The 19,804-nt window shown below is 70.7% G+C and carries 17 protein-coding genes and 2 tRNA genes; 5 read left to right on the plus strand and 14 right to left on the minus strand.

The features are described 5' to 3' along the window. Window positions 1-1,000, minus strand: a 1,000-nt coding sequence (gene xseA, locus Q0C12_RS07680; RefSeq protein ID WP_290888498.1) for an exodeoxyribonuclease VII large subunit, incomplete at its 3' end; no start/stop codon positions are given. A gap of 105 nt (window positions 1,001-1,105) precedes the next feature. Between xseA and Q0C12_RS07685 the strand changes: the two genes are divergently transcribed. From Q0C12_RS07685 to Q0C12_RS07695, 3 genes are all read left to right on the plus strand, one after another. Then, complete coding sequence (locus tag Q0C12_RS07685; RefSeq protein ID WP_290888500.1) at window positions 1,106-2,743, plus strand: hypothetical protein; 1,638 nt, start codon at window positions 1,106-1,108, stop codon at window positions 2,741-2,743. Continuing rightward, window positions 2,740-3,969 carry a flavodoxin-dependent (E)-4-hydroxy-3-methylbut-2-enyl-diphosphate synthase gene (gene ispG / locus Q0C12_RS07690; RefSeq protein WP_290888502.1) on the plus strand — a complete coding sequence of 410 codons (1,230 nt, stop codon included), beginning with the start codon at window positions 2,740-2,742 and terminating at the stop codon, window positions 3,967-3,969. The genes Q0C12_RS07685 and ispG overlap by 4 nt, the downstream gene beginning before the upstream one ends. A gap of 194 nt (window positions 3,970-4,163) precedes the next feature. Then, entirely contained in the window at window positions 4,164-4,643 is a 480-nt protein-coding gene (locus tag Q0C12_RS07695) for a hypothetical protein (protein WP_290888506.1), read from the plus strand. 30 nt (window positions 4,644-4,673) lie between these two features. On the opposite strand, the gene Q0C12_RS07700 is transcribed toward Q0C12_RS07695, so the two are convergent. From Q0C12_RS07700 to rnd, 11 genes are all read right to left on the minus strand, one after another. Then, entirely contained in the window at window positions 4,674-5,543 is an 870-nt protein-coding gene (locus Q0C12_RS07700) for a DMT family transporter (RefSeq protein WP_290888587.1), read from the minus strand. Between the two features lie 47 nt (window positions 5,544-5,590). Next, on the minus strand, window positions 5,591-6,637 hold the full coding sequence (gene murB, locus Q0C12_RS07705; protein ID WP_290888509.1) for a UDP-N-acetylmuramate dehydrogenase: 1,047 nt from the start codon (window positions 6,635-6,637) through the stop codon (window positions 5,591-5,593). Continuing rightward, entirely contained in the window at window positions 6,634-7,671 is a 1,038-nt protein-coding gene (locus tag Q0C12_RS07710; RefSeq protein ID WP_290888512.1) for a quinone-dependent dihydroorotate dehydrogenase, read from the minus strand. Before Q0C12_RS07710 ends, murB begins: the two co-directional genes overlap by 4 nt. 12 nt (window positions 7,672-7,683) lie before the next feature. Next, window positions 7,684-8,046, minus strand: a complete 363-nt coding sequence (locus tag Q0C12_RS07715; RefSeq protein ID WP_290888515.1) for a DUF4190 domain-containing protein — start codon at window positions 8,044-8,046, stop codon at window positions 7,684-7,686. A 9-nt stretch (window positions 8,047-8,055) separates the two neighbouring features. Further along, complete coding sequence (locus Q0C12_RS07720) at window positions 8,056-9,588, minus strand: aldehyde dehydrogenase family protein (protein ID WP_290888519.1); 1,533 nt, start codon at window positions 9,586-9,588, stop codon at window positions 8,056-8,058. A gap of 45 nt (window positions 9,589-9,633) precedes the next feature. Continuing rightward, window positions 9,634-9,710 (minus strand) — tRNA-Arg (locus tag Q0C12_RS07725). 217 nt (window positions 9,711-9,927) lie between these two features. Next, the gene (locus tag Q0C12_RS07730; RefSeq protein ID WP_343212448.1) at window positions 9,928-11,664 is read right to left on the minus strand and encodes a thrombospondin type 3 repeat-containing protein; all 1,737 of its coding nucleotides are present in this window, start codon (window positions 11,662-11,664) and stop codon (window positions 9,928-9,930) included. 328 nt (window positions 11,665-11,992) lie between these two features. Beyond that, a complete protein-coding gene (locus Q0C12_RS07735) occupies window positions 11,993-12,958 on the minus strand; it encodes a homoserine kinase (protein WP_290888520.1) in 966 nt (321 codons plus the stop codon). Window positions 12,959-13,092: 134 nt separating this feature from the next. Next, window positions 13,093-13,959, minus strand: coding sequence for a hypothetical protein (locus Q0C12_RS07740; RefSeq protein ID WP_290888523.1), 867 nt, complete (start codon window positions 13,957-13,959; stop codon window positions 13,093-13,095). A 116-nt stretch (window positions 13,960-14,075) separates the two neighbouring features. Further along, window positions 14,076-14,151: transfer RNA gene (locus Q0C12_RS07745), tRNA-Ala, on the minus strand. 54 nt (window positions 14,152-14,205) lie between these two features. Continuing rightward, on the minus strand, window positions 14,206-15,294 hold the full coding sequence (gene rnd, locus Q0C12_RS07750; RefSeq protein WP_290888526.1) for a ribonuclease D: 1,089 nt from the start codon (window positions 15,292-15,294) through the stop codon (window positions 14,206-14,208). 91 nt (window positions 15,295-15,385) lie between these two features. Between rnd and Q0C12_RS07755 the strand changes: the two genes are divergently transcribed. Further along, window positions 15,386-17,314, plus strand: a complete 1,929-nt coding sequence (locus Q0C12_RS07755; RefSeq protein WP_290888529.1) for a formylglycine-generating enzyme family protein — start codon at window positions 15,386-15,388, stop codon at window positions 17,312-17,314. A gap of 24 nt (window positions 17,315-17,338) precedes the next feature. Here the strand turns inward: Q0C12_RS07755 and phaR are convergent, their stop codons facing one another. Both phaR and gluQRS read right to left on the minus strand, forming a co-directional pair. Next, window positions 17,339-17,842: a polyhydroxyalkanoate synthesis repressor PhaR gene (gene phaR, locus Q0C12_RS07760; protein ID WP_290888532.1), complete on the minus strand. Its 504-nt coding sequence runs from the start codon at window positions 17,840-17,842 to the stop codon at window positions 17,339-17,341. A 101-nt stretch (window positions 17,843-17,943) separates the two neighbouring features. Then, complete coding sequence (gluQRS, locus tag Q0C12_RS07765; protein WP_290888593.1) at window positions 17,944-18,834, minus strand: tRNA glutamyl-Q(34) synthetase GluQRS; 891 nt, start codon at window positions 18,832-18,834, stop codon at window positions 17,944-17,946. An 87-nt stretch (window positions 18,835-18,921) separates the two neighbouring features. Between gluQRS and htpX the strand changes: the two genes are divergently transcribed. After that, window positions 18,922-19,800 carry a protease HtpX gene (gene htpX / locus Q0C12_RS07770; RefSeq protein ID WP_290888535.1) on the plus strand — a complete coding sequence of 293 codons (879 nt, stop codon included), beginning with the start codon at window positions 18,922-18,924 and terminating at the stop codon, window positions 19,798-19,800. Window positions 19,801-19,804 lie beyond the last annotated feature (4 nt).

Consider the following 19,804-nt stretch of genomic DNA (forward strand, 5'->3'; position numbering starts at 1 on the left):
CCTGCGCCATGGCCTGGTCCAGGCGGTGCCGCAGCGTCGCAAGCCGGCCGCGACCGCGCTCGAGCCGCAGCTGCGGGCGCAGCGCCTGCAGCTTCAGGAAGGCCTGGTCGGCGCGCTGCGCGCGGGCGGTGTTCATGCGCGCCAGCAGCGCCTGCAGCTGGCGGTGGCGCTGCCCCAGGCGCGCGAGCAGCTCGCCGCGTTCGGGCACCAGCAGTTCGGCCGCGGCCGAGGGCGTGGGTGCGCGCAGGTCGGCGGCGAAGTCGCTGAGGCTGGTGTCGATCTCGTGGCCCACGGCCGACACCACCGGCACCGGCGAGGCCGCGATGGCGCGCGCCAGCGCTTCGTCGTTGAACGCCCACAGGTCCTCCAGCGAGCCGCCGCCGCGGGTGAGCAGCAGCACGTCGTAGCGGCCGGAGCCGGCGGCGCGGCGCAGCATGTCCAGGATCTGGGCGGCGGCCCCGTCGCCCTGCACCGGCACCGGCAGCACGTCCACCGGCAGCAGCGGGAAACGCCGCCCCAGTACGCTCAGCACATCGCGAACAGCGGCGCCGCGGGGCGAGGTGATCACGCCCAGCCGGCGCGGGAAGGCGGGCAGGGGGCGTTTGCGGGCGGCTTCGAACAGGCCCTCGGCGGCCAGCTTCGCCTTCAGCTGCTCGAAGGCGCGGCGCAGCGCGCCTTCACCGGCCTCTTCCATGTGGTCGAGCACCAGCTGGTAGTCGCCGCGGGCCTCGTACAGCGTGAGGCGGCCGCGGGCCAGCACCTGCAGGCCGTCGCGCGGCGCGAACCGCAGCGCCTGCGCCTTGGGCTTGAACAGCGCGCAGCGGACCTGGGCGCGCTCGTCCTTGAGCGTGAAGTAGGCATGGCCGGAGGCCGGGCGCGAGAAATTGCTGATCTCGCCCTCCACCCAGACCTGCGGGAAGCTGCCCTCGAGCAGGTCGCGCGCCAGCGCATTGAGCTGGGACGGGCGCAGGACCTGGCGTTCGCGGGCAAGTGAAGACATGGCGGGCGGGCGGGACGGCCGGACAGGATACCCCGGGGCGTTCGTCACCGGGGTAGGGCGCGGGCACCGGCCCGGTCTAAACTGTGGCCGCCACGAGGACTCCCCATGAGCGATAGCTACAAACGGCTTTGCGAAGGCCTGCCCACCGCCACCGGCGGTGCCGGCTTCGCGACCGAACCCCGCAAGGTCAAGGCCTGGGTCGCCGCGCTGCCGCGCGCCAATGCCCAGGCCACCGAGCAGGAACTCGCGCGCGCGCTGGCCAGCCTGGCCTCGCAGCGGCTCGAAGGCGGCGCCCGCCTGGGCGCGCTGGAAGAGCTTCGCGCGGCGGCGGTCGAATCGATCGACCTGCTCGAGCGCCAGTTCAACACCAGCCCGCTGCCGCTGCCGCCCGACAAGGCGCGCGCGGCGGCGGTCGCCGAGTCTTTCCACGTGCTTTTGGCGCACGCCTACCGGGCGGCGGCGGCCGACCTGTGCGCGCCGGCCGGCAGCGTGCCCTTCCTGCGCGGCGGCGCGGTGCTGACGGCACTCGAACGCGCCGCCTGGCATTACGCGCGCGCGCTGGCGATGGCCTGGCGCGTGTACCGCCCCGCCTCCGCGGGCGTGTGGCAGGGGTTGCACCGGGTGCATCGCTTCGCGACCCAGCTCAAGCTCGATCGCAAGGCCACCGAAGACAAGCTCGCCGGCGGCAATTTCGACGTCAACACGCTCTACGTCCAGGCGCTGCTGCTGGCGGCGGTGAATCCCTACGCCTTTGGCCAGGCCGAGCAGGACAGCCTGTGGCCGATCGCGCGCGCCTTCACCGCACGCTGCGGCCTGGTCGAGCAGGCGCCCGACGAGCTGGCGCCGGTCGTGCCCGATGACGCCGACCGCGGCCCGGGCACCGGTGCCGGCGAGGAGTCGCATTCGCTGTGGCTGGACCTGCGCGCGTTCGCCGACGAGGTCGAGCGCGCATTGACGCGCGTGCGCGAAGGCCAGTCCGAGATCGTGCCTGCCGCGGGCCCCGGCTTCCGCGTCGGCAACGACCTGCTCATCCGCCTGCGCCGCGCCTTCGGCCAGATCGCCGCGCGCGGGCTGGTGCGGCTGCCGGCCGGGCACAAGCTCGACACCGTGCTGGGCCTGAGCGGCCTGCACTATTTCCTCGCCGGCCAGCGCGACTTCGACACCTTCATGAAGCAGTCGGCCCAGGGCACCGTGCACGTGATCTCCGGCGCGGCCTGGACCCAGGGCGCGGCCAGCATGACCAAGGTCCCACGCTTCACCGGCAAGGTGCTCGACCAGAGCCTGGGTGGCTACCGAATGGCCTGGGCCAGCGCCGAGCAGGCGCGCGCCCGCGTGGGCGAGCTGGTCGGCCTCAATTTCGGCGACGAAGGCGAGGAGCAGGCCTGGATGGTCGGCGTGATGCGCTGGCTGCGCTATGAGGACGACGGCAGCCTGTCGGCGGGCGTCGAGCTGCTGTCGCGACGCTCGAGCGCGGTGGCCCTGCGCGTGGTCAGCGCCGACGGCGGCAACCGCCAGGTCAACCGCGCGATCGAAGTGTTCCCGATCGACGGGACGCCCGGTCGCTGCTTCGTCGCCAACGCGGTGATCGAATCGGGCAGTCGGGTCGAGGTCATCCACGATCTCTCCAGCCATTTCCCCGAGCTCGCGCCGCGCGGCGCCGACCTGCTGCCCGACGTGGAGGTGCTGCTCAATGCCGGCGACTACGTGCTGCTGGGCGAGCGCCAGCCGGAGGCAACGGCATGAGCGAGGCCCGTTCGCAGCCGCGCCGCGACACCCGCGGCGTCGAGGTCGGCAAGGTCCGTATCGGTGGCGGCGCCCCGGTGGTGGTGCAGTCGATGACCAACACCGACACCGCTGACGTCAATGCCACGGTGAAGCAGGTGGCCGAGCTCTGGCGCGCCGGCTCCGAGCTGGTGCGGGTGACGGTGAACAACCCCGAGTCCGCCGCCGCGGTGCCGCGCATCCGCGACAAGCTGGCGATGATGAACGTGCCGGTGCCCCTGGTCGGCGACTTCCACTACAACGGCGACCGCCTGCTGGCGGCCGAGCCGGCCTGTGCCGAGGCGCTGGCCAAGTACCGCATCAACCCGGGCAACGTCGGCTTCGGCAAGAAGAAGGACACCCAGTTCGCCGCCATCGTCGAAAAGGCGATCGAGTACGGCAAGCCGGTTCGCATCGGCGTCAACTGGGGCTCGCTGGACCAGGCGCTGTCGGCGCGCCTGATGGACGAGAACGCTGCCCGTGCCCAGCCCTGGGACGCGGCCCGCGTGCTGCGCGAGGCGCTGGTGGTGTCGGCGCTGGAGTCGGCCGAGCGCGCCGTCGAGATCGGCCTGGCGCGCGAGCGGATCGTGCTCTCGGCCAAGGTCAGCGGCGTGCAGGAGCTGATTGCCGTCTACCGCGACCTGGCCGCGCGCTCGGACTTCCCGCTGCACCTGGGCCTGACCGAGGCCGGCATGGGCAGCAAGGGCATCGTCGCTTCCGCGGCGGCGCTGTCGGTGCTGATGCAGGAAGGCATCGGCGACACCATCCGCATCTCGCTGACGCCCGAGCCCGGCGCGCCGCGCACGCTGGAGGTGCAGGTGGCGCAGGAGCTGCTGCAGACGATGGGCCTGCGCGCGTTCACGCCGCTGGTCACCGCCTGCCCGGGCTGTGGCCGCACCACCTCGGAGTTCTTCCAGGTGCTGGCGCAGAGGGTGCAGGAGCACGTGCGCGGGCAGATGCCGGTGTGGAAGCTCAAGTACCCGGGCGTCGAGAACCTGTCGCTGGCGGTGATGGGCTGCGTGGTGAACGGCCCGGGCGAATCGCGCCACGCCGACATCGGCATCTCGCTGCCCGGCACCGGCGAGGCGCCGTCCGCGCCGGTGTTCATCGACGGCGAGAAGGCGATGACCCTGCGCGGCGAGAACATCGCCGAGGACTTCGTGGGCGTGATCGACGACTACGTGGCGCGCCGCTACGGCGGGGCGTAAGCCTGCCCGTTCCGGCCGTCGCCGGCGCCGGTGGCGCGCGGGCATCCGGGCCTGGCCGCACGCCGGCCCCGGCCCGGCGGGCCACCCGACGGCCCGGGTCGCCGGGCCTGCCCCCGGGGGCGAGGCCGTGCCATGGACGGGCACCGTGGCTAGGGACAGAATGGACGCGCATCCAACCAAACAGGGGAACCACGATGCGTATCAACAAGATCCTGGCCGCCGGCCTCATGGCCGGCCTGATGCTGGCGGGCGCGGGCCATGCCGCGGCCGATTCCTCGGTGGCCAAGCGTCTGGACGAGCGCGGCATCAAGTACGAGGTGGACATGGATGGTGACTACAAGGTCACCTACAACTACTCCAAGGAAGGCCGCACCCAGCTGGTGTTCGTTTCCGGCAGCACCGAGTCCGTCTCGGGCTACACCGTGCGCGAGGTGTTCTCGCCGGCCGCGCGCGTCTCGACCGACGGCATCGATGGCGCCAAGGCGCTGGAGCTGATGGAAGAGAGCCGCAAGAACAAGCTTGGCGCCTGGGAGCTGTCGGGCGACGTGCTGTATTTCGTCATCAAGCTGCCGGACGAGATGAGCGCCGCTGAGCTCGAGTCGGCGATGGATATCGCGTCGCAGACCGCCGACGACATGGAAATCGAACTCTCCGGCGACCGCGACGACCTCTGATCCCGGGCCGGGCCGACCGCCCGGGCACCGTCAGCGCTGCTGGGTGCCCGGGTTGATCTCGGGGTCGGTGACGGCCTGGCGCGCCAGCCGGGCCTCGCGCCGCGCGATGTAGACGTTCGAACCGAAGATGATCGCCGCGCCCAGCACGGTCCAGCGGTCGAGCACTTCGTCGAACAGGAAGTAGCCCAGCACGGCCACCACCAGCACCTGCAGGAAGCTGATCGGCGTGAGCATCGAGGCCTCGCCCAGCTTCATCGCCCGGGTCCAGAACATGTGCGCGGTGGTGCCGAGGAAGCCGGCCAGCACGATCCACAGCCAGGTGATGCCCACCGGCGTCTCCCACACCAGCAGCGCCGGCACCAGCGACATCGGCACCCAGATCATCGTCGTGTAGAGCACGATCGCGTCCGGGTGCTCGGTGCGCGACAGGAACTTGATGCTGATCGCCGCGCTGGCGCTGGCCACCGCCGCCAGCACCGCCACCAGGCTGCCGGCGGTGAAGTCGTCGCTGCCGGGCCGCACGATCACCAGCACGCCGAGGAAACCGACGATCACCGCGGTCCAGCGGCGCGCCCGCACCACTTCGCCCAGCACGATCACTGCGGCGATGGTCACGAACAGCGGGCTGGAGTAGGACAGCGCGATCGCCTGCGCCAGCGGCAGGTGAACGATCGCCCAGAAGCCGGCCAGCATCGACACCATGCCGATCGCGCACCGCCCGGTGTAGAAGCCCAGCTTGTTCGTGCGCAGGATCGCCGGTCCGTGCCTGAACAGGATCGGCAGGATGAAGACCAGGCCGAAGAAGTTCCGGAAGAACGCGATCTCGAAGGCGTGCAGCTGCTCGGACGCCAGCCGGATGCAGACCGCCATGAAGCCGAACAGCACGGTGCCGATGGTCATCAGCGCGACCGCGCGCGGCACGTCCACGGGGCGGTTGCCGGGGCTGTTCAAGCGGCGTCGTCGAACCTTGCGCCGATGATGCGGGGCTCGGGCTCCAGCGACACGCCGAAGCGTTCGCGCACCGAGGCGGCGATCCGGCGCGCCAGCCCCAGCAGCTCGGCGCCGGTGGCGTGGCCGTGGTTCACCAGCACCAGCGCGTGCTGCGCGGCGACGCCGGCGTCGCCCTCGCGGTAGCCCTTCCAGCCGCAGGCCTCGATCATCCAGCCGGCCGAGAGCTTGTGCTGCCCGTCGGGACCGGGGAACACCGGGAGGGCAGGGTGCGCCGACTTCAGGGCATCGGCCCGGGCCGCATCCACCACCGGGTTCTTGAAGAAGCTGCCGGCATTGCCCAGCAGCGCCGGATTGGGCAGCTTGCGGGTGCGCAGCCGGCTGATGGCCTCGGCGACGTGCACGGCCCGCGGCGACTCGACGCCCATCGCGGCTAATTCTTCCTTCACCCCGGCGTAGTCCAGGCGCAGTTCGCGCCGGCGAGGCAGCCGCAGCTCGACGGCCGTGACCACCCAGCGCTCGGCCTCGCGCTTGAACAGGCTGTCGCGGTAGGCGAAGGCGCAGTCCTCGCGGGCCAGGCGCTTCACCTGGCCGGTGTCGCGCTGGAAGGCCTCCACGCATTCGATGAACTCGCCGACCTCGACGCCATAGGCGCCGATGTTCTGGATCGGCGAGGCGCCGACGGTGCCCGGGATCAGGGCCATGTTTTCCAGGCCGACCAGGCCACGCGCCAGGGTCCAGCCCACCAGGTCGTTCCAGGCCATGCCGGCTTCGGCGCGCACCAGCGCGGTGTCGCCGTCGTCCTGCACGATGCGCACGCCGGCCATGGTCAGGCAGATCGCCACGCCGGGGAAGTCGCCGGCGAACAGCAGGTTGCTGCCTTCGCCCAGCACCAGGACCGGGCCGTCGCGAAGCATCGCGAACTCGAACAGTTCGGCCAGCGCGTCGGCGCGCGATACGTCGGCCATCATCGCGGCGCGGGCGGCGACGCGGAAGGTGTTGCGGCCGGCGAGGGAAACGTTCTCCGCCAGCTGGTAGCCACTCATGCCGGGCTGCCCTCGCGCCGGCGCCGGATCGCGTCCACGCACTCGCCGATGAGGTCGGGGCCGCGGTAGATCAGGCCGGTGTAGAACTGAACCATCTGCGCGCCGGCGGTGATCTTTCCGGCCGCGTCGGCGCCGCTGAGGATGCCGCCGACGCCGACGATGGGGATGCTGTCGTCCAGGCGCGCGCGCAGGCGGCGCATCACCGCGGTGGACTTGCCGTACAGCGGCTGGCCCGAGAGGCCGCCGGTTTCCTTGGCCAGCCGGTGGTGCTCGACCGGCAGGCGGTCGACCGTGGTGTTGGTGGCGACCACGCCGTCCACCTGCATGTCGCTGAGCACGCGGGCGCAGGCGTCGATGTCGTCGTCGGACAGGTCCGGGGCGATCTTCACCAGCATCGGCACGCGCTTGCCGTGCTGCGCGGCCAGCTTCTCCTGGGCCTCGCGCAGGCCGCCGACCAGGTGGCGCAGGGCCTGTTCCTCCTGCAGCTCGCGCAGGCCCGCGGTGTTGGGCGAAGAGATGTTGACGGTGACGTAGTCGGCCAGCGGGTACACGCGCTCGAGGCAATACGCGTAGTCGTCGAGCGCGTCCTCGTTGGCGGTGTCCTTGTTCTTGCCGATGTTGATGCCGAGCAGGCCCTGCTTGCGGCGCGCCTTCGACACGTTCGCCACCAGCGCATCGACGCCGTCGTTGTTGAAGCCCAGGCGGTTGATGACCGCGTTGTACTCGGGCAGGCGGAACATGCGCGGCTTCGGGTTGCCGGCCTGCGGCCGCGGCGTGGTGGTGCCGACCTCGACGAAGCCGAAGCCCAGCGCCAGCAGCGCATCCACGTGGGCGCCGTTCTTGTCCAGCCCGGCGGCGCAGCCGACCGGATTGGGGAAGCTCAGCCCGAAGGCCTTGGTCACCAGCGGCTTCGGGCGGCTGGCCAGCAGCGGGTTCAGCCCGGTGCGATAGGCCGCCTCGAGCGCGCGCAGGCCAAGGCCGTGGGCCTTCTCGGCGTCAAAGTGGAACAGGAAGGGGCGGGCGAGGGCATACATCCGGTCGGCGCCTCAGAGCTGGCCGCTCAGGCCCAGCGCGCCCAGGAGCACCGCCAGGCCGCCGAAGAACAGGATCACGGCCAGCAGCGCCAGGATGCTCAGCGCGATCGCGGTCCAGCCCAGGATCAGGCCGGCGATCGCCATGCCGTCGCCGTCCATGGCCCCGGCGCTGCGGCGGATCTCGGCGCGGGCCATGTGCCCGCAGATCACCGCGGCCAGGCTGCCCAGCCAGGGCAGCAGGGTCCAGCCCAGGATGCCGCCGACCAGCGCGACGATCGCCAGGGGGCTGATTGGGCGACCAACGGGCGCCGGGGGCGGTTCGGGCGCAGGCGCAGGCGGCGACGGCGGGGCGGGCGGCAGCGTGGGCTCGGACATGGACGATCCTCAGAGGTCGAACTTGATGCCCTGGGCCAGCGGCAGCGCGTTGGAGTAGTTGATGGTGTTGGTCTGGCGGCGCATGTAGACCTTCCACGCGTCGGAGCCCGACTCGCGGCCACCGCCGGTCTCCTTCTCGCCGCCGAAGGCGCCGCCGATCTCGGCGCCGGAGGTGCCGATGTTGACGTTGGCGATGCCGCAGTCCGAGCCGGCCGCCGACAGGAACTGCTCGGCCGCGCGCAGGTCGGTGGTGAAGATGGACGAGGACAGGCCCTGCGGCACCGCGTTCTGCAGCTCGATCGCTTCATCCAGGGTCGAGTACTTCATCACGTACAGGATCGGCGCGAAGGTTTCGGTCTGCACCACTTCGGCGCTGTTGGCCAGGCCGGTGACGATGGTCGGCAGCACGAAGTTGCCCGGGCGGTCGATGCGGGCGCCGCCGGTCTCGATCTTGCCGCCCGAGGCCTTGGCCTTCGCCACCGCGTCCAGGTAGGCGTCCACGGCGTCGGAGCTGTTGAGCGGGCCCATCAGGTTGGCCGGGTCGGTCGGGTCGCCGATCTTCTTCTCGACCTGCTTGTAGGCCGCCACCAGCTTGGCCAGCACGTCGGCGTAGATGGACTCGTGCACGAACAGGCGGCGGGTGGTGGTGCAGCGCTGGCCGGCGGTGCCGACGGCGCCGAAGGCGATGGCCGGGATGGCCAGCTTCAAGTCGGCCGACGGATCGACAATGATGGCGTTGTTGCCGCCCAGCTCGAGCAGCGAGCGACCCATGCGGCGCGCCACGCGCTCGCCCACCATGCGGCCGACCTTGGTCGAGCCGGTGAAGCTGATCAGCGGGATGCGCTTGTCGTCGACGAAGGTCTGGGCCAGCTCGGTGCCGCCGTCGTTGAACAGGAAGAAGATGTCCGGGAAGCCGCCGGCGCGCAGGGCCTCGTTGCAGATCTTCATCGAGGCGATGGCCGAGAGCGGGGTCTTGGGCGAAGGCTTCCAGATGCAGATGTCGCCGCAGACGCCGGCGAGGAACGAATTCCAGGCCCAGACCGCGACCGGGAAATTGAACGCGCTGATGATGCCGACGATGCCCAGCGGCTGGTACTGCTCGTACATCCGGTGGCCCGGGCGCTCGGAGTGCATGGTCAGGCCGTAGAGCTGGCGCGAGAGGCCGACGGCGAACTCGCCGATGTCGATCATCTCCTGCACTTCGCCGTCGCCCTCCGGCTTGGACTTGCCCATTTCCAGCGCCACCAGCGAACCCAGCGCGTCCTTGTGCTTGCGCAGGGCGTCGGCGCACAGGCGGATGGCCTCGCCACGCTTGGGCGCCGGGGTGGTGCGCCAGACCTTGAAGGCGGCCTGGGCGCGCTCGAGGATCAGGTCGTAGTCGGCCTGGGAGGACGCGTGGACCTTGCCCAGTACCTCGCCGTTGCTCGGGTTCACCGGCTCGATCACGCCGGCGTCGCGGGTGGTGGACCACTCGCCATGGCCGAGATAGGTGCCGGATTCGACCTCGGACAGGCCGAGCGCGGTGAGGACGGGGTGGGTCATGGAAAGCTCCGGTTGCGTTTGGCCAGCGCGTGGCCAAGGGGAAAGTGGCGGCCCCGATACGATTCGAACGTACGACCTTCCCCTTAGGAGGGGGACGCTCTATCCAGCTGAGCTACGGGGCCAAGCCGGCGAATTATCGCAGAAACCCCCGGCCGGGTTTCAGGTCCCGCCGCGACTGGGTCCTGGGCGTCTCCGGCGCCGGAACGGTGCCGACCACCCTGTGCTCAGCCCCCGGGGATGCCGGCGGGGTTGGAGTTGGCTGCATGGGACGGCCGCCGCAAAAGGAAAGGGGCCCGGCGAATGCCGGGCCCCGACTGTTCCAGCCAGCAAGTTGGGCGGCTACTGGCCGCAACTCGATGCCGCTGCCGCGGACACGATCGCCGACCTTTCGGCCTCGGAGATCAGCCCCTCCGCACGGAACCGGTTCGCGGACTGGGCCACGCTGGACACGTACTTGCCCTTGTTCCGCCAGGGCATGATGGTCCCCGCGGGACCGGGGCACGGACTCAGCTGCGCAATCGAGCAGCCGACGCCATCGATTATCTGCGCCGTGCTCGTGTTCGGGCAGTTGTCACCGTTGTTGGCAACACCATCACCATCGGCGTCGGCGTCACAGGCATCGCCCGCGCCGTCCTGGTCGAAGTCGCGTTGGTCCGGATTGGCAAGTGCAGGGCAGTTGTCCAGCGTGTTGCCGGCGCCGTCGCCGTCCAGGTCGCCGTCGCAGGCGTTGCCCACGCCATCGCCATCCTGGTCCGCCTGCTGGGGGTTGGCCATCAGCGGGCAATTGTCGGCGCCGTCAGCCACGGTGTCATTGTCGTCGTCGCCATCGCAGGCATCGCCCTGGCCGTCGCCATCGGCGTCGTCCTGCGCGGCATTGGCGTCGATGGGGCAGTTGTCCGCTTCGTTGAAGGCGCCGTCACCGTCGACGTCGGCATCGCACAGGTCACCAATGCCGTCCCCGTCGATATCCTCCTGGTCGTTGTTAAAGACCGAGGGGCAATTGTCGCTGGCATCCGGGAAGTCGTCATTGTCGTCGTTGAGGTCGCACTCGTCGCCGACGCCGTCACTGTCGGTGTCGGTCTGGTCGACGTTGCCCGCGCTCGGGCAATTGTCGCTGCCATTGGCGAAGCCATCGTTGTCAAGGTCGGCGTCGCAGGCATCGCCCAGGCCATCGCCGTCGGCATCCCCTTGGCTTGCATTTGCCACAAGCGGGCAGTTGTCGATGTCATCGCTGGCGAGATCATTGTCATCGTCGCCATCGCAGGCGTCGCCCAGTCCGTCCTGGTCGTTGTCGGTCTGATTGGTGTTGGCAGTCGCCGGACAGTTGTCGGTGTTGTCGGCAACGCCATCGCCGTCACTGTCGACTGGCACGTTAACGTCGCCGTCGCGAACAGCCCATACAAAGATCGGGTAATCACCGTTGTTGGTGCTTACCGCACCAGTATGGGTGATGATCCAAATGGAATTGCCGAAGTGGTTCGGTATCGGCGCCTCAGTCCAGAACCAGCACGTCCCATTCTGGTGCGAATTGCAGTTCGGGACGGTGAAAAGTGGTGACTCATCGGGCGGGATCACGCCGCCCGGATAGTGGATGAAGGTGTTGGCGCACTCATTCCATGCGGTGCCGCCATAGTGTTGCGGATGGTTGTCGTCTCCCGATTCGGTGCGCACGATCGGGCTGCAGAAGATCGGCACCGCCTGATCGTAGGGCGAGAGTAGGTCAGGCCTGAAGGTCGGCCGGATCTCGACGTGGATCAGGTGGTTGAGTTCGCCGGTACAGGCCGGCGACCACTGCGCGCCGCACCAGCCGCCGGTCGGCAGCCGCCAGTCGTCGTAGCCGGCATAGACCAGTTGGTCGACGAACTGCCGCGCCTGGGCCAGCGTCATCCGCCCGCCACCGTCCGCGCCCAGGCCCAATAGCTTGGCGTGGTTGGCGTTGGCCAGGAAGGTGACGTCCAGATGGTCGTCGTAGATCAAGCCATTGCCGCGTTCATGCAGCTCGGCGCGCGCGGACTGCCCGGCCAAGGCCAGGCAGAGCACGATGAAGCATCGAAACAAGAAGCCACCGGTCGCCATGCGCCGGTCGAAGACTAGATTCCCCATGACAGTCGCCCCCATTGCGTGATTCGCATGTCGCCTGCGAAGCGGGGGAATTGATTGCCGTCCGTGCGTCTCCACGGGTCTGTTCCCATGGTGGTTTGCGGCGGCGCCCCGACGTCCATCCCCTTCCCCGGGATAGGCGGGATATTCCCCTGGCCGACCTGTCATGCGAATTGGGCGGCGCGTGATCTTCGCTCCTGGCTCGATTGGAAAGTCAAGCGCATCGGCGGCTGGAAAACACGATTTCGCCAGATGCCGTCCTAGCCCATCCATGCCATGACCGGCGCCGGCGCCGCTTGTCGTTTCATTCCCCGGCCGGGGCCAGCAGTGCAGCCGCGGGGCCGTCCAAGGGCGACACGAAGCCGTCGCTGTCCAGCCCGGCCACGGCGAATGCAGCGCGCATGGCACCCATTGCGCGCGAGGCCGTCGCCGCGTCCTCGCACCAGGCGAACACGCTGGGGCCGGCGCCGGACAGGCTTGCGCCCATCGCACCGGCGTCCATCGCCGCCTGCTTCACCGCCGCGAAGCCCGGGACCAGCGGCGCCCGGCGCGGCTCCACCAGGGCATCGCGCAGGCCGGCGCGCACCAGCGCCGCATCGCCCCGCTCGCAGCCGAGTAGGACCTGGGAAAGATTCGCGGTTTGCCGGACCAGGTCGGCCAGCGGGTAAGGCGCGGCCAGCACTTCGCGCGCACGCAGGGTCTCGAGCACGAAGTGCGGGTGCACCAGCGCGCAGTGCCAGGCCGCCGGTGGCGACAGCCGCAGCAGGCGGTCGGGCGTGGCCAGCACCAGCCCGCCCAGCAGCATCGGGCCGACGTTGTCGCCGGTGCGCGCGCCGCTGGCGACTGATTCGCCGGCCAGCGCGTGCGGGTACAGCGCCTCGCGCGACAGCGGGGTCGGCAGCAGCGCGTTCGCCGCCACCAGCGCCGCCACGCAGGACGCGGCCGAGCCGCCCATGCCCGAGCCGAGCGCGATGCCCTTGTCGAGTTCGAGCTCGAAGCCGTGGCCGGGGCATTCGGCTTCCAGCAGCGACAGCAGTGCAGCGCCGGCGGTGTTCGCGGCCGGCTCCCGCGGCAGCTCGGTGACGACGCCGCGGATGGCGGTGATGTGCACGCCCGGGCGCTCGCACCGGCGCACGGTGGCCATGTCGCCGGCGCCGCTGACGCTGTGACCCAGCAGGTCGAAGCCGACCGCGACGTTGCCCACCGAGGCTGGAGAGAAGGCGCGGGCGATGCGGGGCGGGTGGCCGTCGGGGGAAAGGGGGGGATTCATCTGCTGGTGCCGGAAAAGTGGCTGTCATTTTGCACCGGGCCGCACGCGCGGCGTGCCTTCGGGGCATGAAAAGGGCCGGCCCGGACACGCGGTCCGGCCATCCGGGCAAGTGACGGAGACGACCGGTGTCGGGCTCAGCAGCCGCCCAGGCGGACGGCGGTACCCCGTTCGGTGCGGACGGTGGTCTTGGGGCCGTACTCGTCGCCGGAGGATTCCGTGCGCGTCATTTCCACGCGGTCGGTGGACAAGTCGACTTCGAGGCGGGTTTCCTCGATGGCGTGGTAGATCTGGTTGGCATGCGTCTCAAGCGAGCGGCAGCGCCAGCGTGCATCCACCCGCGTGGGCGAACGGCTGAGCTCGAGCCAGACGCATTTTTCTCCCTCCGGCCCCACCTCCATCACGGCGGACAGGTCCTCGAGCGTTTCGCAGCCGGTGGACTCGTCGATCACGCCATCGCCGGGCTCCCAAACGCGAGTGCTCCACCGTCCGGGCAACGCCGCCGGCGTGGGCGCCGGGCGAGCGGCCTCGGCCTCCGCGGCGATCGAGCGATCTATTTCAGCAACCCAGGCCGGATCGTTGCCCACCTGGGCGATCAGGCCGCGCGCCCGGCGCGCGTCACGTCGTACGCCCCCGCCGCCATAGAACAGCAACTGGGCGGCGCGCACATTGGCGAACATCCAGCGTCGCCAGCCCAGTGTGCCCGGCGGGTGGCCCTGGGTGAGCCCGATCAGGCGCTGCAGGGTTGCCAGTGCCGCCGGCCGGTCCACCTGATGGTTGTTGTAGCCGTACTCATGGTTCCCCGCGTCGTTCCAGAGGCGGACGCTTTCGACCTGATTGCATTCGGGACCGAGCTGGCGGCCCAGCGCGGCCGAATCCGTGGCCACCGGGTCCGCGTCGGCACACCCGGGAAAGGGCGCTGCCTGCGCCTGCGCACGGGTGCTGGTGGCCGCCAGCAGGAACACGGTGAAAACGCAGATAGCCATGGAAGCGGGAAGTGTCATGCGGAGTTTCCGGTCCGGGCGGGCGACGTCCGGCGCCAGCGTACCTGATCGACGCTGCGGTGGCAGGGTGCCGGAAACAAAAAGCCGGCCTCGGGGGCCGGCTTCCTGTTAATTCGTGGTGGAGAGGATGGGGATCGAACCCACGACCTCATCGATGCGAACGATGCGCTCTCCCAGCTGAGCTACCCCCCCACAGAAGGTCCGGGAATTATACGGATGCCATGTGGCCATGGCTAGCCGTCCGGTTCAGGTCGTCGGGATCAGCGGCGCCAGCACCGGCTCGAGCAGGTCGCGGCGCCAGCCGGCCAGCGCCGGCGGCCAGCCGCGCCCCTCGAGCATGGCCTCGAGGTGGCGGCGGGCGCACAGCAGGCCTTCGGGCAGGCCCTGCGACTGCGCGACGGCGGCCACGGCGTCCTGCATGGCGCGCACCTTCTGCTTGTCCAGGCTGTCAGCCTTGGGCAGGGGGATGGCGCGGTCCGCTTCAGAAAGCGGCGCATTGACGACGTCGTACAGCGCGCCGCGCGACTTGCGCGGAGCCTTCGGGTGGCGGTCGAGCACGGCGTTGAAGTCGCGCTGGTCCGCGGGCGGGCGCCGGGCCAGCGCCACCGCCAGCTCGTTGTCGATGATCCAGCTCTTGGGCTTGTCGCTGCGGCGGGCTTCCTGGTCGCGCCAGCGCAGGATCCGGCACAGGCGCGCCTGCGCGTCGGCGTCCAGGCCATGGGCGCTGCGCAGGGAAAGGTGCGGCCAGGGTTCGTCGCTCTCGTCGGCGGCGTTGGCCAGCGCGCGCTCGGCGTCGGCGAACAGCCAGGCGTGGCGGCCCAGTTCGAACAGCCTGGCGTCCAGCGATGCGTGCACCGCGTGCAGGTGGCGCACGTCGTCGGCGGCGTACTCACGCTGCGATTCGCTCAGCGGGCGCCGCAGCCAGTCCGAGCGGGTCTCGCCCTTGGCCAGGGTGATGCCGGTGACCTGTTCGACCAGCTTCTGGTAGCCCAGCCCGGCCCCCAGGCCCGCCAGGGCCGCGGCCACCTGGGTGTCGAACAGCGGCGCCGGCAGGGCAGCGCAACCGCGCTGCAGCGCCTGGAGGTCTTCGCTGGCGCTGTGCATCAGCTTGGTGACGCCGGGATCGACCAGCAGCGGGCGCAGCGCGGTGTCCATGCCGGGCACCAGCGGGTCGACCAGCAGGATGTCATCGGGGATGGCCAGCTGCACCAGGGCCAGCTGCGGGTAGTAGGTGCGTTCGCGGATGAACTCGGTGTCCAGGGCCACCAGGGGCTGGCCAGACCAGCGGTCGAGGCGTTCGGACAGGGCTTGCGGGGTGTCGATCCAGAGGCTCAAGGGCGGTGACTGTGGTTGCCAGAAGCCGGCACCTTAGCCTAAGTTCGGGCCGACCACGTCCCCGGCGCGTCCCGGGCGCACACGAGCAGAGATGAAGCACACCCTCAGAACCCCGTTCCCGGCCTGGCTCCTGGCCTGCGGACTGCTTGCCGGCTGCGGTGCCCCGGAGGACCCGGCGGCGCCGGCCGTGCCGGAGACCGTGGACCCGGCCGAGCTCGAGGCCGCGATCGAGGTGGAGGAAGCCGCGCCCGGCCCCGCGCCCGAGGTGCCGGCCTGGTCGCCGGTGGTGGTGCCGGTCGCGCCCGGCGAGTTCCGCGAGAGCCTGCGCGCCGCGGGCGTGGCGATCGAAGAAGGTCGGCTGCTGGCGTCGCTGTCGACGCCGCAGGCAGCGGCAGGTACCGACGCCGCCAACCCCGGCGCAGGCGCGCCCGCGGGCGCCGAAACCGACGCCGCCGATCCCGGCGCACTGGAGCTTTACCTGGGCATCGTCGCCACCGATGCCGAGCACCGCGAGGCCAACGCCGGCATCGATGCCGTGACCACGCAGCTGGTGCTGCAGGGCCGCGCCGCGCTCGTCGATGGCCGCGTGCTCGAGGCGCAGCAGATCGAGCGCGTGCTGGTGCGCGCCCGGCCACAGCACCCGGACCTGGCCGGCTACCGCACGGCCATCGAGTCCGCGCTCAAGGCGCAGGACCTGGTGCAACTGGGCGACACCCGCGTGCGCGGCAACCGCATCTTCAAGCCCGAAGGCAAGGGGGCGGTGGTCGCCTATCGCGAAGCACTGCAGGCGTTCCCTGGGTTCCTGCCGGCCCGCGACGGGCTGGCGCGGCTTCAGGCCAGCTGGCTGGACCGGGCGCTGCAGGCGGCGCAGGCCGGCGAGTACGCCGAGGCCGAACGGTTGCAGGCCGAAGCCGCGCGGATCGTCGCCGACTCCCCGGCGCTGCAGGACATGGCCGCGCGCATCGTCGAACTCCGGCAGGCGCGCACCGAGCAGCTGCTGGCCCAGGGCCACGCCGCCGTGGATGCGCTGGACCTGGAGCTGGCGGCGCGCCGGCTGGCCGAGGCCGAGCGCGCTTCGCTGCAGTCGCGCGGGCTCGATGCGCTGAGCGAACGCATCGCATTGGCCCGCCACTACGGCCGCTTCCGGCCGGGGCAGGTGTTTCGTGATCCGCTCGCGGCCGGCGGCGAGGCGCCGGAGATGGTGGTGCTGCCCCACGGCGCGTTCCGCATGGGTTCGCCCGAGGGCGAGCCCGGCCGCCAGGACAACGAGGGCCCCGTGCACGAGGTCGCGTTCCCGCGCGGCGTGGCGATGGCGCGCAATGAGGTGACCGTCGCCGACTTCGGGCGCTTCGTCGAGGCCACGCAGTACCGCAGCGTCGCGCAGCGCCGCGGCCGCTCGACCGTGTACGACGAGCGCGGCGGCGTGATGGGCGAACACCGCGGCGTCGACTGGCGCCGCGACCACGCCGGCCGCAAGGCCGCGCCCGATTTGCCGGTGGTGCACGTCGCGTTCGAGGACGCCGAAGCCTACGTTGCCTGGCTGTCGGCGCAGACCGGGCAACGCTACCGCCTGCCCAGCGAGGCCGAATTCGAGTACGCCCTGCGTGGCGGTCGCGCCGAGGCCTACGCCTGGGGCGATGAAGCACCGACCCGCGTGGTCGGCAACCTGACCGGCGATGGCGACACCTCGCGCCTGGGCCGGCGCTGGTCCAATGCCATCCCGGATTACGCCGACGGCCACTGGGGCCCGGCGCCGGTGCGCAGTTTCCCGGCCGAGGCCTTCGGTACCTTCGACCTGATCGGGAACGTCTCGGAGTGGGTGCAGGACTGTTGGCACGACAGCTACCGGCGCGCGCCCGGCGACGGTACGGCCTGGGTCAACCCGGGCTGCACCGATCGGGTGATCCGGGGCGCGTCTTGGGCCAGCACGCTCGACCGCGCGCGCTCGGCCTATCGCCAGCCCAGCCCCGCCGGCACCACGCATGCGCGGCTGGGCTTCCGGGTGGTGCGCGACATCTGAGGCCCGGCGCGGGCCCCGTGGTATTCAGCGCGTGCGCGCTTTGTCCGCGGACTTCGCGCGGCCCTTCGCCCGGGCTTTCGGCGGAGGCGCCGTGACGCTGCCCAGGCCGCTCTGCAGCGAGCGCCAGATATCGAGGTTGCGTTCGGCCAGCTGGTTGAGCAGGCCCCAGGGCGCCTGGCCGACGAGGTTGCCGACGTGGCCGCGGAACTGCTGCTGCTGGTCGAGGAAGAACTGCAGGCTGCGCTCGAGGAAGCCGCCCAGCAGGCCCTGCAGCGAATCACCCCGGAAGCGGATCACCTGCACCAGCAGCTCGTTGGTGAAGATCGGCTGCCCGTGCTCCTCGTGCTCGGCGATGATTTGCATCAGCACGTTGCGGGTGAGGTCGCCGCCGGTCTTCGCATCGCGCACCACGAACTCCTCGCGGTCGACGATCAGCTGGCGGATGTCCTCGAGCGTGATGTAGCTCGAGATCCCCGTGTCGTAGAGGCGGCGGTTCGGGTACTTCTTGATGATGCGCGTTTGCGTCATGGATGCACCGGCTGTTCGACGGCCGCGGCGGCGTCGGGGGCCTGAAGCATCCCCCAGCAAGGACGCCCATGCAAGCGACTTTGGCCGCTTTCAAGCCGTCTTCACGTAGGGGCGGCAGGATCGCTTACGGGGTGGTCGGAAGTGGCGGGCACGCGCGCCGGGTCGAAGCGTTCCGCGGCTCGCCGCAGGGCCGGTTCGGGCGCACCGCCGACGTCCAGGCTCGCGGCCGGTTGCCCCAGGAAACGCCAGGCGGCGGCAAGCGCCGGCCAGGGCGCGTCGTCGTCCAGCGGCAGCGACTGCAGCGACTTGCCGAGCTTGCGCCCCTCGGCGTCCCGCACCAGCGGCAGATGGGCATAACGCGGCGTCGGCAGGCCGAGCCGCTGCTGCAGCAGGATCTGGCGCGGGGTGGAGTCGAGCAGGTCGGCGCCGCGCACGACGTCGGTGATGCCCTGGTCGGCATCGTCCACCACGACCGCCAGCTGGTAGGCCCAAAGGCCATCCGCGCGCCTGAGCACGAAGTCGCCGACGGCCGTGTCCAGCGCCTGTTGGTAGGGACCCTGCAGCGCGTCGTCGAAGCCGAGGGTCACCGCAGGCACGCGCAGCCGGATCGCCGGCGTGCGCCCCGGGTCGCCGGCGCCCACGCAGTGCCGGTGGATCCCGCCGATCGCTTCGAGCTCGCTGCGGCTGCAGCGGCAGGCGAAGGCGTCGCCGGCGGCGAGCAGCCGGTCGAGTGCGGCCTGGTAAAGGTGCCCGCGCTGGCGCTGGCGAACCACCGGCTCGTCGGGCGGCATGCCGAACGCGGCGAGCGTGTTCAGCTGGCGGTCGGCCGCGCCCGGAACTTCGCGCGGCGCGTCGATGTCCTCCATCCGCACGATCCACTCGCCGCCCGCGCGCCGGGCCATCATCCAGCTGCCCAGGGCCGCCACCAGCGAGCCGAAGTGCAGCGGGCCGGTGGGCGAGGGCGCGAAGCGTCCGCGGTAGGGGGTCGGCATGGTCACCAAGACTTGAAATTCACGCCTCGAGATTACATTCAAGCCACGTGCCGCGTCCCGCGGCCCCACCCGGAACCCTCGACCCCCATGTTCAAGCGCATCGCACTCTTCCTTGCCACCAACCTCGCCGTGATGGTGCTGCTGGGCATCGTCCTGAGCATCCTGCAGGGCGTGTTCGGCGTCTCCCTGGGCAACCACGGCCTGCTGCTGGTGATGGCCGCCGTGTTCGGCTTCGGCGGCTCGCTGTTCTCGCTGGCCATCTCCAAGTGGGTGGCCAAGCGCACCACCGGCATGCACCTGATCGAGCAGCCGCGCAACGAGGGCGAGGCGTGGCTGTACAACACGGTCAAGCGCCAGGCCGAGGCGGCGGGCATCAGCATGCCCGAGGTGGGCATTTACGACGCGCCCGAGATCAACGCCTTCGCGACCGGCCCGAGCCGCAACAACTCGCTGGTGGCGGTATCCACCGGCCTGCTGCGGGCGATGGACCGCGGCGAGGCCGAGGCCGTGCTGGCGCACGAGGTCAGCCACGTCGCCAACGGCGACATGGTGACCATGGCCCTGATCCAGGGCGTGCTCAACACCTTCGTGTTCTACCTGGCGCGCGTCGTTGGCCGCATCGTCGATGGTTTCCTGAGCGGCAACCGCGAGGGCGGTGGCGGTGGGCTGGCCTACTACGCCATCGTGTTCGCGCTGGAGATCGTCTTCGGCCTGCTGGCTTCGGTGATCACCATGTGGTTCAGCCGCTGGCGTGAGTTCCGCGCCGATGCGGGCGGCGCCCGCCTCGCCGGCCGCGAGAAGATGATCTCGGCGCTGGAGAAGCTGGCCCGCACCTACGGCCAGAGCACCCTGCCGAGCCAGGTCCGCGCCTTCGGCATCTCCGGCAGCGTCGGCGCCGGCCTCAAGCGCCTCTTCATGTCGCACCCGCCGCTCGCCGAGCGCATCCAGGCCCTGCGCGAAGGGTGAAGCT

The sequence above is a fragment of the Arenimonas sp. genome, from assembly GCF_022842045.1.
GTDB lineage: Bacteria > Pseudomonadota > Gammaproteobacteria > Xanthomonadales > Xanthomonadaceae > Arenimonas.

Bases quoted from the DNA above. Each gene is read 5' to 3' on its own strand.
- Q0C12_RS07685 (WP_290888500.1), top strand. From the start codon at position 1,106: ATGAGCGATAGCTACAAACGGCTTTGCGAAGGCCTGCCCACCGCCACC.
- ispG (WP_290888502.1), top strand. From the start codon at position 2,740: ATGAGCGAGGCCCGTTCGCAGCCGCGCCGCGACACCCGCGGCGTCGAG.
- Q0C12_RS07695 (WP_290888506.1), top strand. From the start codon at position 4,164: ATGCGTATCAACAAGATCCTGGCCGCCGGCCTCATGGCCGGCCTGATG.
- Q0C12_RS07700 (WP_290888587.1), bottom strand. From the start codon at position 5,543: ATGACCATCGGCACCGTGCTGTTCGGCTTCATGGCGGTCTGCATCCGG.
- murB (WP_290888509.1), bottom strand. From the start codon at position 6,637: ATGAGTGGCTACCAGCTGGCGGAGAACGTTTCCCTCGCCGGCCGCAAC.
- Q0C12_RS07710 (WP_290888512.1), bottom strand. From the start codon at position 7,671: ATGTATGCCCTCGCCCGCCCCTTCCTGTTCCACTTTGACGCCGAGAAG.
- Q0C12_RS07715 (WP_290888515.1), bottom strand. From the start codon at position 8,046: ATGTCCGAGCCCACGCTGCCGCCCGCCCCGCCGTCGCCGCCTGCGCCT.
- Q0C12_RS07720 (WP_290888519.1), bottom strand. From the start codon at position 9,588: ATGACCCACCCCGTCCTCACCGCGCTCGGCCTGTCCGAGGTCGAATCC.
- Q0C12_RS07730 (WP_343212448.1), bottom strand. From the start codon at position 11,664: ATGGCGACCGGTGGCTTCTTGTTTCGATGCTTCATCGTGCTCTGCCTG.
- Q0C12_RS07735 (WP_290888520.1), bottom strand. From the start codon at position 12,958: ATGAATCCCCCCCTTTCCCCCGACGGCCACCCGCCCCGCATCGCCCGC.
- Q0C12_RS07740 (WP_290888523.1), bottom strand. From the start codon at position 13,959: ATGACACTTCCCGCTTCCATGGCTATCTGCGTTTTCACCGTGTTCCTG.
- Q0C12_RS07755 (WP_290888529.1), top strand. From the start codon at position 15,386: ATGAAGCACACCCTCAGAACCCCGTTCCCGGCCTGGCTCCTGGCCTGC.
- phaR (WP_290888532.1), bottom strand. From the start codon at position 17,842: ATGACGCAAACGCGCATCATCAAGAAGTACCCGAACCGCCGCCTCTAC.
- gluQRS (WP_290888593.1), bottom strand. From the start codon at position 18,834: ATGCCGACCCCCTACCGCGGACGCTTCGCGCCCTCGCCCACCGGCCCG.
- htpX (WP_290888535.1), top strand. From the start codon at position 18,922: ATGTTCAAGCGCATCGCACTCTTCCTTGCCACCAACCTCGCCGTGATG.